Source organism: Polaromonas sp. P1_G2 (assembly GCF_056405515.1).
Map to the genome: position 1 here is coordinate 1 of NZ_JBFUBY010000325.1, position 8799 is coordinate 8799.

11 protein-coding genes are annotated in these 8799 nt (G+C 65.7%); 3 read left to right on the forward strand and 8 right to left on the reverse strand.

Annotated features, from left to right (window positions below):
* Together AC1D0P_RS22640 and AC1D0P_RS22645 are read left to right on the forward strand one after the other, a co-directional pair.
* Positions 1 to 311: glycosyltransferase family 2 protein (locus tag AC1D0P_RS22640; protein ID WP_477678802.1), on the forward strand; the 311-nt coding region annotated here is incomplete at its 5' end.
* Between the two features lie 107 nt (positions 312 to 418).
* Positions 419 to 1096 carry a glycosyltransferase gene (locus tag AC1D0P_RS22645; protein WP_477678803.1) on the forward strand — a complete coding sequence of 226 codons (678 nt, stop codon included), beginning with the start codon at positions 419 to 421 and terminating at the stop codon, positions 1094 to 1096.
* Positions 1097 to 1149: 53 nt separating this feature from the next.
* Here the strand turns inward: AC1D0P_RS22645 and ybeY are convergent, their stop codons facing one another.
* The 8 genes from ybeY to AC1D0P_RS22685 all read right to left on the reverse strand — a co-directional run bounded on the left by ybeY (position 1150) and on the right by AC1D0P_RS22685 (position 8116).
* Positions 1150 to 1605 carry an rRNA maturation RNase YbeY gene (gene ybeY, locus AC1D0P_RS22650; RefSeq protein ID WP_477678804.1) on the reverse strand — a complete coding sequence of 152 codons (456 nt, stop codon included), beginning with the start codon at positions 1603 to 1605 and terminating at the stop codon, positions 1150 to 1152.
* Complete coding sequence (locus AC1D0P_RS22655) at positions 1595 to 2605, reverse strand: PhoH family protein (RefSeq protein WP_477678805.1); 1011 nt, start codon at positions 2603 to 2605, stop codon at positions 1595 to 1597. The genes ybeY and AC1D0P_RS22655 overlap by 11 nt, the downstream gene beginning before the upstream one ends.
* A gap of 127 nt (positions 2606 to 2732) precedes the next feature.
* Positions 2733 to 3446 (reverse strand): phosphatidate cytidylyltransferase, encoded by a 714-nt coding sequence (locus AC1D0P_RS22660; protein ID WP_477678806.1) that lies wholly within the window; start codon positions 3444 to 3446, stop codon positions 2733 to 2735.
* Positions 3443 to 4123 (reverse strand): lysophospholipid acyltransferase family protein, encoded by a 681-nt coding sequence (locus AC1D0P_RS22665; RefSeq protein ID WP_477678807.1) that lies wholly within the window; start codon positions 4121 to 4123, stop codon positions 3443 to 3445. The genes AC1D0P_RS22660 and AC1D0P_RS22665 overlap by 4 nt, the downstream gene beginning before the upstream one ends.
* Positions 4124 to 4155: 32 nt before the next feature.
* On the reverse strand, positions 4156 to 4590 hold the full coding sequence (locus AC1D0P_RS22670; RefSeq protein WP_477678808.1) for a hypothetical protein: 435 nt from the start codon (positions 4588 to 4590) through the stop codon (positions 4156 to 4158).
* On the reverse strand, positions 4587 to 5720 hold the full coding sequence (locus tag AC1D0P_RS22675; protein WP_477678809.1) for a phosphatase PAP2/dual specificity phosphatase family protein: 1134 nt from the start codon (positions 5718 to 5720) through the stop codon (positions 4587 to 4589). Before AC1D0P_RS22675 ends, AC1D0P_RS22670 begins: the two co-directional genes overlap by 4 nt.
* The gene (locus tag AC1D0P_RS22680; protein ID WP_477678810.1) at positions 5717 to 7477 is read right to left on the reverse strand and encodes a bifunctional alpha/beta hydrolase/class I SAM-dependent methyltransferase; all 1761 of its coding nucleotides are present in this window, start codon (positions 7475 to 7477) and stop codon (positions 5717 to 5719) included. The genes AC1D0P_RS22675 and AC1D0P_RS22680 overlap by 4 nt, the downstream gene beginning before the upstream one ends.
* Positions 7478 to 8116, reverse strand: coding sequence for a CDP-alcohol phosphatidyltransferase family protein (locus AC1D0P_RS22685; RefSeq protein WP_477678811.1), 639 nt, complete (start codon positions 8114 to 8116; stop codon positions 7478 to 7480). It lies immediately after the preceding gene.
* 154 nt (positions 8117 to 8270) lie between these two features.
* On the opposite strand from AC1D0P_RS22685, the gene ruvA reads away from it, so the two are divergent.
* Positions 8271 to 8799: Holliday junction branch migration protein RuvA (gene ruvA / locus AC1D0P_RS22690; RefSeq protein WP_477678812.1), on the forward strand; the 529-nt coding region annotated here is incomplete at its 3' end.

An 8799-nucleotide genomic window follows, 5' to 3' on the forward strand; every position in this document is an offset into this window, starting at 1 on the left:
GTGTAGTGGCCCACGGCAGCGGGTTTCCGTCCTCCAACCTGAGCGTTTTTGGTCCGTCGGGCGTGCCGGTCAAGCTGCTGGACGGCCTGCTGCTGGCCTGCCACAGCCAGCTGATGATCGAAAAAGGCCTGCGCTTTGACGAGCGCTTTRACTTCCACTTCTACGACCTTGATTTTTGCCGCGAGGCCGAACGGCTGGGACTCAGCATGGGCACCTGGCCGATTTCCGTGGTGCATGAAAGCGGCGGCGGCTTCGGCGGCCCATCCTGGAGCGCCGGTTATGCGGCCTACCTGGACAAGTGGAAGTCCTGAAGGCCGCGCAGCTTCATCTTTAAACCACCGCCACCCACTGGTTGGCCGACGCCCGGCCGGTAAGGTATTCTTTCAGCCTCCTCATCCACCAATTCCGCAGATCACCCATGATTCGTTTCGTCGTCGCCACACGCGCAAAATTTGATGATTTTTTAACCGGAACAGCGCTGGGCCGGTCTGTGGCTCTGTACCCGTCCGAGGGGATGGAAGTGCGGCTGTTTGAAGAGAACACGGCCGGACTGCCGTCGGTTTACAACCAGGCTATCGAGGAGGCGCGGGCGCGGCCCGCATTGCTGGTCTTTTGCCATGACGACCTGCACCTCTGCGATTTTTTCTGGGCAGACCATTTGCGGGAGGCAGTCAGAAAATTCGACATCGTGGGCCTGGCCGGCAATCGGCGCCGCGTCCCGCGCCAGGCGGGTTGGGTGTTCCTGGATGACAAATTCACCTTCGACAGCCCTGAACACCTGAGCGGCGTGGTGGGCCACGGGCGTGGTTTTTCTCCCTCCTCCGTGAACTTCTTTGGCCCATCGGGCCAACCCGTCAAATTAATGGACGGCCTGCTGATGGCTTGCAACAGCCAGTTGCTGATAGATAAAAATCTGCGCTTTGACGAGCGCTTTGACTTCCATTTTTACGACCTAGATTTTTGCCGTCAGGCGGAGGTCCTGGGACTCAGCATGGGCACTTGGCCCATTTCCGTGGTTCATGAAAGTCACGGAAACTTCCATGGCGCCGCCTGGCGTGCCGGCTATGCTGCCTACCTGGAGAAATGGCAATCTTGAGAGTGCGAGAGATCGCGCGCTGATCCGTAGCCCGGCCGGTAGGTCCTGCAGCTTCAGCGATAGGGATTTTTAAATCCCAGCCCCGCCAGGATGCGGATCTCTTCCGCCTCCATGGCTTCGGCGTCTTCCTCGCCGGTTTCATGGTCCCAGCCCTGCGCATGCAGCGTACCGTGCACCAGCAAATGCGCGTAGTGGGCCTGCAGCGTCTTTTTGTTCTCTTTCGCCTCTTTAGCCACCACCGGCGCGCACAGCACCAGGTCTGCGGTGACCACCGGTTCCTGCGTGTAGTCGAAGGTCAGCACATTGGTAGCGTAGTCGCGCTGGCGGTAGTCGCGGTTCAGCGCCTGGCCTTCCTCGGCATCCACGATGCGCACGGTGATCTCGCCGTCCTGCGCGAGCGCGTGGCGTATCCAGCGGGCCACGCCGTGGCGCGGCAGGGCCGCACGATGGCGCGCAGCGTTCTTCAGGTCGCCGAACTGCAGCGACAGGCTCAATTGCTTAAGAGCCATTGCGGCTCCTTGCGCCGGCACGGCGGGCCGGCGCGGGTTCGGCGGCGCCGTCCTCCGCGGCAACGGCCACGCCCGGGGATTTGTCATACGCATCGACAATGCGCGCCACCAGCGGATGCCGCACCACGTCGGCGCTGGTCAGGCGGGTGATGGCGATGCCCTTGACGCGCTTGAGCACGCGTTCGGCATCCACCAGGCCGCTGAGCTGCGTGCGCGGCAGGTCCACCTGGCTCACGTCGCCCGTGACCACGGCTTTGCTGCCGAAGCCGATGCGCGTCAGGAACATCTTCATCTGCTCGGGCGTGGTGTTTTGCGCCTCGTCGAGAATGACGAACGCGTGGTTCAGCGTGCGGCCGCGCATGAAGGCCAGCGGCGCGATCTCGATCTGCTGGCGCTCAAAAGCCTTCTGCACGCGTTCAAAGCCCATCAACTCATGCAGCGCGTCGTAAAGCGGGCGCAGGTAGGGGTCCACCTTCTGGCTCAGGTCGCCCGGCAAAAATCCGAGGCGCTCGCCGGCTTCGACCGCAGGGCGCGTCAGCACGATGCGCTGCACGGTGCTGCGCTCCAGCGCATCGACCGCGCAGGCCACGGCCAGGTAGGTCTTGCCGGTGCCGGCCGGGCCGATGCCGAAGGTGATGTCGTGCGTGGCGATGTTTTCCAGGTAGGTACCCTGGTTGGTGGTGCGGGCGCGCAGGTCGGCGCGCCGAGTCGTCAGCGCGATGCCGCCGTCGGGCGCGGTGCTCAGGGCTGTGTCGCCGGCCAGCATCAGCTGCACGGTTTCGGGTTCTATGGGCCGCTGGGCGATTTCGTACAGAGCCTGCAGCACTTCCAGCGCCAGCGTCGCCTTCACCTTGGTGCCGTCGATCTTGAACTGCTCGAAGCGGTGCGCGATCGTGACGTCCAGCGCCGCCTCTATGGTGCGGATGTGGCTGTCCATGGGACCGCACAGGTGGCCCATGCGGGTGTTGTTGGGCGGCGTGAAGGTGTGGCGAAGAATCAAGGRCGGGCTTTCCGGGAGGGTTGCACCAGGCGTGGCCGGCTGGATACAGGCAGATGGGTGATTGTCTCTCCAATATCAAGGCCGCGGGGCCCGCCGTTTTGCCCCCTTCCGAGGCGGGCGGTGCTCGTTACGGAACCCACCAATAGCGCAGCGCGTGGAAGTAAATGGGCGCGGCGAACACCACCGAGTCCAGCCTGTCCAGCATGCCGCCGTGGCCTTCTATCATGGTGCCCCAGTCCACATCGCTGCCCTGCACCACGATCACCAGGAAGGCGATCAGGAGCAGGTTGCGTCCCTCAAAGCCGGGGATTTGCAGCGTGAGCAGCGCCGGCACGTGGCTGATGCAGAACACGCAGATCATCAGGCCCCATTGCACTTTGGAGGTGCGCTCCAGAAAGCGCTTGGTGTCGCCGCCCACCGCCGCGAGTATGGGCAGCACCAGGAAGGCATAGACCGGGATGAAGATGGAATACAGCCCGTACCAGTCGATCCAGATCAGGAAATACTGCACCGGCAGCGCGATGAAGAACGCCACCGCGATCGCAACGTGGTCGCCGCGCCGCGTGTAGGCCAGGCTCATGAATTCGCGCAGCGCGTAAAAGGAGATCAGGTAGAACAGCACGATCACGCCGCTCCTGCCGCAGGCAAAGGACAGGCCGATGACGCCTATCATCACCCACCAGGCATTGACGCGGGAGTTAAGGTTGTCGATCACCGAATGCGGCTCGCCGCGCGCGATGCGCCACTTGAGCAGTGCGCCTATGCTGGAGGCCAGCAGCAGCACGCCGAAGACACCGCCGAAAAGCATCAGCGTGGTTTGGGTGGAGGGGGAAAGGTTCATGGCGTCGTGTCCTCCGCCCGGTCGTATTCCGGCCGCAGGTCCAGCATGGCGGYGCGCGCACGCGCGATGAAGGTGTTTTTGTCTTCGCCCTCGGCCAGCGCCATGGGTATGCCGTAGCGCACGCTGCAGGCCAGGGGAATGGGCACCAGCGTGCCCTTGGGCAGCACGCGCTTGAGGTTCTCTATCCAGACCGGCACCAGCCGCACCTGCGGGCAAGCCCGCGCCAGGTGGTAGAGCCCGCTTTTAAGCGGCAGCAACACCTCGTCGCCGGTGTTGCGCGTGCCTTCGGGAAACATGATGAGCGAATCCCCGGCGAGCAGCGCCTCGGTCATCTGCCCGACCGGGTCGGAGCCGGCCTGGCCGCCGGCACCGTCGCGCCGGATCATCAGCGCATTGAACACGTCATTGCCGATAAAGCGCCGCAGTGCCGAAGTTTCCCAGTAATCCTGGCCCGCCACCGGCCGCGTGATGGCGCGCAGGTCCGCCGGCAGCGTGGCCCACAGCAGCACGAAATCGCCATGGCTGGTGTGGTTGGCGAAATAAAGCGTCTGCTCCGCCTTGGGCGTCGTGCCTGCCCAGATGGCGCGCACGCCGGTCAGCAACCGCGCTGCCAGCACGATCAGCCAGGCTGATGCGGCGGCCGCCAGGCCTAAACCGCTTTGAGGGGATCTACTCATGAAAACAATTCCTTTTGGGGGGTGATGCGCGTTCAGCGCAGGTCCTGGGTCAGCAGCGCCAGCAGGAACAGCCCACTCTGGCAGGCCACGGCAACGCCATGGCGCTGCAACAGCTGGCGCGCGCCCGCCACGCGGTCTTCGAGCGCGCGCGGCTGGCCGCTGGCCGGGCGCAGGCCCAGGCGCTGCAATGCGCTGTCCAGGTCGCCCAGTGACGCGATGGCGCCGCCGGCCAGGTCCTTGAACAGGCCGGCATCGAAATACAGCCGGAAGGCGAGGTAGCGCTCCAGCACGCCGACCAGCGCCACCGCAGCAAAACCCATCGTGGACAGCATGGGCAATGAGCGCCCGGTGAGGGCCAGGACGGCGATTGCCACCACACTCAGGGCCAGTCCCCACGCGGCCACTATGCGGGCGGCCTGCAGCAGCCTGGCCGTGGCGGAACACAGTGCGCGATCCATGTCGTTCATGCTGCCGTCCGGCGGGTGGCATGGTCCAGCGCCTGCTGCCACGCCGCGCCCAGCACGATTTGCGGCCGCGCCTGGCGCACCAGCCCTTCGGCCTGCACCAGGCTGCCGGCCGCGCCGTGCAGGCGCAGCCAGGTGATGGCCACAGCGGCACTGCGCGAAAAACCAAGGGCGCAACACACCCATACAAGCCGCAGGCCCGGCGCGACCTCGACCGATGCCGGCAGGCGGCGCGTCCACAGCCGCGCGTTGACTGCGGCGCCCAGCCGGTACGGCGCCAGCAACCAGCGTGCGGCCCAGCGCATGCGCCCGCGCCCGTCCATCTGGAAGCCGCGCGCGCCCAAGCCCGCATAGTTCAATGCCACCAGCGCCAGCGATGCAGCCGGCCAGGCCAGCCAAAGCCCCAGGCCGCCCAAGGCGAACGCCGCGGCAAGAAAAGCAATCGCCCCCAGGGCGTAGAGCCCAGCCAGCTTCCAGCGCCGCGCGTCGCGCGCCAGGCGCCAGCCCCGCGGCAGCGACACCACCCGCTCAAGCGGCCACAGCCACACGCAGACCAGCCCCAGCAGCGCGCCGGTCGGAATGTCGATGAAGTGGTGCTGCCAGGTCGTGAGCACCGACGCGCAGATCGCGAAGGCCCACAGGTGCAACACGGTGCGCGCCCAGGCAGCGGTGACGAAACGGCGGTACCAGTCCCACAGGATCACCGCCAGCGCGATGTGCAGCGACGGGGCCTGGTTAAAGGGCTGGTCGAAACTGCGCAAGGCATTGAACAGAAAGGCCGGTGCGCCGCTGACCTCCGGCTGGCCGAAACTGAAGCGCAGCGGCCACAACACAAAACAGGCCACCGCCAGGCAGGTCGCGGTCAACAGCCGCGCGCCGTGCCGGTCCAATGTGTGGCGGTCACGCGCCAGGAACAGCGACAGGGCATAAAAGACGTTGATGGTCCAGTAGGGAAAGATGGTCCACGGCCAGAACGGCAGCGAGCGCTCCCAGTCGAAGGCAAGCGTCGGCACCGCCGCGCGCGAGGCGGCCCACCAGTTGGCGAAACCGTAGGCCGCGTAAAACAGCGGCCCCAGCAGCGCCAGCCAGGCGGCCGCGCGCTTCCAGGGACGTTGCGCGAACCGGCGTGTCATGCGCCGACGCGGACCGCGAGGGAAACCGTGAAAATGCCCCATTCGTCGATGCGCTGCGCGATCTTGCGAAAGCCCGCCTCTTCCACCAACTGGTCCATTTCGGCCTGGGTGCGGCGGCGCATGACCCAGGCTTCGCCCTGGCGGTGGCTGGTGAGCGCCCGCGCGATCATCTCCAACTGCGGATGCCAGGGCTGGCCTGTGTAAACCAGGTAGCCGCCTTCTTCCACCGCGTCGCCGACACCGGCGAGCGAGCGGCGCACCATCGCGTTGTCGGGAAACAGCTCGTAAAGCCCCGATACCACGGCCACCGTGGGCCGCGGCACGACGCCCGCCAGGCTGGTGCGGTCGAAGGCGTCGGCCTGCACGAATTGCGCAACGCCGGCGAGCCCTTTTTCGGCGATCAGCGCGCTGCCGTCGCGCACGTTGATGTCGCTGTAGTCGCGCAGCAGGATGGAGGCCGGCTTCACCGGGCTGGACAGCGCGGCGTCAAGCACGTAGCGGCCGTGGCCTGCGGCGATGTCCATCAGCCGCACGTCGCGGTGCTGCGCGGCCAGGCGCTCCATGGCCTCGCGCAGCAGTTCCTCGACATGGATCTTGCGCTGGCGTATGCCGCGCCAGCCTATCGAATTGAGGTAGGTCTTGTCGATGTTCCGGCCCAGAGGGCCCGCGCCTTCGGGCTTGTTGCGGTAAACATAGTCCAGCGTGCTGCCGGAATCAAAACCCGTGTCATGGCCCAGCTTGACGCCGCGCGAAAGCAGGCCCCCCAGGCGCAGGCTRCCGCGGGTCAGGGCCCAGTAGGCGCCACGCGGCGACAGGGGTGACAGCGGCTCGGCCAGCGCGCGTGATTCATCGGCCGTTTCGCCGCGCAGGTGGGCCTCGCGCAGGTCGACGGGCGGCGTGGGGGCGTCAAAGCGCTCCAGGATGAAGCTGCGTATGCCCAGCACCGCCGGCGCGCGGTCCCTCTCGCCCAGCGTGTCGTGAAAAAACCCGGGCAGCTCGGTCTTGGTTTTCACGGCGCTGCCCAGGCGCTCGAAGAAGCGGTGCTGGGGTTTGTGGTGCACCACCCAGTCGGCGCCGGAGATAAGCAACTGCACCGGCTGGGTGATGGCATTGGCGTCCGCCACGATGCGGTCGGCCGCCGTGTACAGGTCCAGCAGGATGTTGACCGCGATGGGGCGCGAGATCAGCGGGTCGCTTTCGTAGCTCGCGATGCGCGCGGGGTCGTGCGTGAGGAACTTCGCCTTGACATAGCTGTTGACGAAAAACAGGCCGCGCAGCTTGTGCATCAATGCCAGCCCGGCGCGCGCGAAAGGCACGTAGAGCTTGACCTTGAAAGCCGGTGAGGCCAGCGTCAGGCCGCGAACCCTGGGCGCATAGTCGTGCGCCCAGGTCGCGATCAGTACCGCTCCCACGCTTTGCGCGATGACATGGATGTCGCGCTCCGGCACGCCGTGCGCGCTGCCGATGTGGTCGACAAAGGTCTGCACGTCGCGCACCGAGGTCGCGAAGCTGGGGCTGTAGCCGCGCTGGCCCGGTGAGCGGCCGTGGCCGCGCGCATCCCAGGCGAAAAAGTCGAACTCCGGAAGGTTGAGCTCATCCACCAGGTGTGCCATGCGCGCGCCATGTTCGTGGCCGCGATGGAACAGCACGACGGCGCCGCGCCTCGGGCCTTGCGTGGCGGGCCAGTGCCGGTAAAACAGGGACTGCCCGTCATGCGTGCTGAAGTGGTGTTCGTCGGGGGTGCGGGAAGTGCTCATTCAATCCTTGGGGTTGTTGTTGGCATGGGTCGCAAGAGTTTTTGCCTCAGCCACGGCCAGGCGTGTCCGGTTGGCAATGGTCCAGGCGATGAGGGCGGCAAGCAGCGGCATCAGCCAGGCGGTCCATGCCGGCAGGGGCCAACCCGATGCGACATAAAGCGCCAGCGCGCCGAACACAAAAGCCCGGTCGCTTTTTCCGAGCGGGCCGTCGTAGCGGCGCGATGCGCCTATGGTGGGCCCGAGCGCGCCCGCGAATTCGCTGAGGCCGGCCAGCACGATCACAGTGCCAAGCCAGAAGGGGCTGAAAGGCGCCACCAGGGCAAAGGGGAGGTAAAGCGCGGCATCCGACACAACGTCGGTCAGTTCGTTGAGAAAGGCGCCCAGGGGGCTTTGCTGGCCGTGCTCGCGCGCCAGCATGCCGTCGATGGCATTGAAGCCCATGCGCACGAGCATCCACAGGGCAATCAGGCCGAAAGCAAGCGGTGAAGGCTGCGCGAAGAAAAGCCAGAGCCCCAGGGTCGTTGAAATCACGCAAGCGGCCAGCGTGACCTGGTTGGCGGTCACGCCCAGGGCGTGCAGCCACCTCACCAGGGGCCTGAGCAGGGCCTGAAAACGCGGCTTCAATCGATAGATCGACATTTCTTTTGACTCCCCCTCTTTCGCCGGATTCTATAGATGACTGCGTTTTCACGGGAACTCTGGAATTCCGGCCGGATCCGCAAGCCTCCCGGCGCTTCCCTGGCGGTGGATCGTCGTCTGGTGTGGAAACAGGCGCGACTGATAAGATTTGCCCATGATTGGAAGACTCTCCGGCCAACTGGCCGAAAAAAATCCCCCGGAAATCCTGGTGGACTGTAACGGCGTCGGCTACGAGGTGCTGGTGCCCATGAGCACCTTCTACAACCTGCCCGGCCTGGGCGAAAAAGTCAGCCTGCTGACGCATTTTGTGGTGCGCGAAGACGCGCAAATCCTCTACGGCTTCGGCAGCGCCACCGAGCGCGCCGCCTTCCGCCAACTGATCAAGATTTCCGGCGTCGGCCCGCGCACCGCGCTCAGCGTGCTAAGCGGCATGAGTGTCGAAGAGCTCTCGCAAGCAGTGACCCAGCAGGAGGCCGGCCGCATCATCAAGGTGCCCGGCATCGGCAAAAAAACCGCCGAGCGCCTGCTGCTCGAATTGAAGGGCAAGCTGGGCGCCGACATCGGCGTGCAGGTCAGCGTGGCCAACGACGCCCAGTCCGACATCCTGCAGGCGCTGGTGGCGCTGGGCTATAGCGACCGCGACGCCGCGCTGGCGCTCAAGGCCCTGCCAAAGGACATAGGCG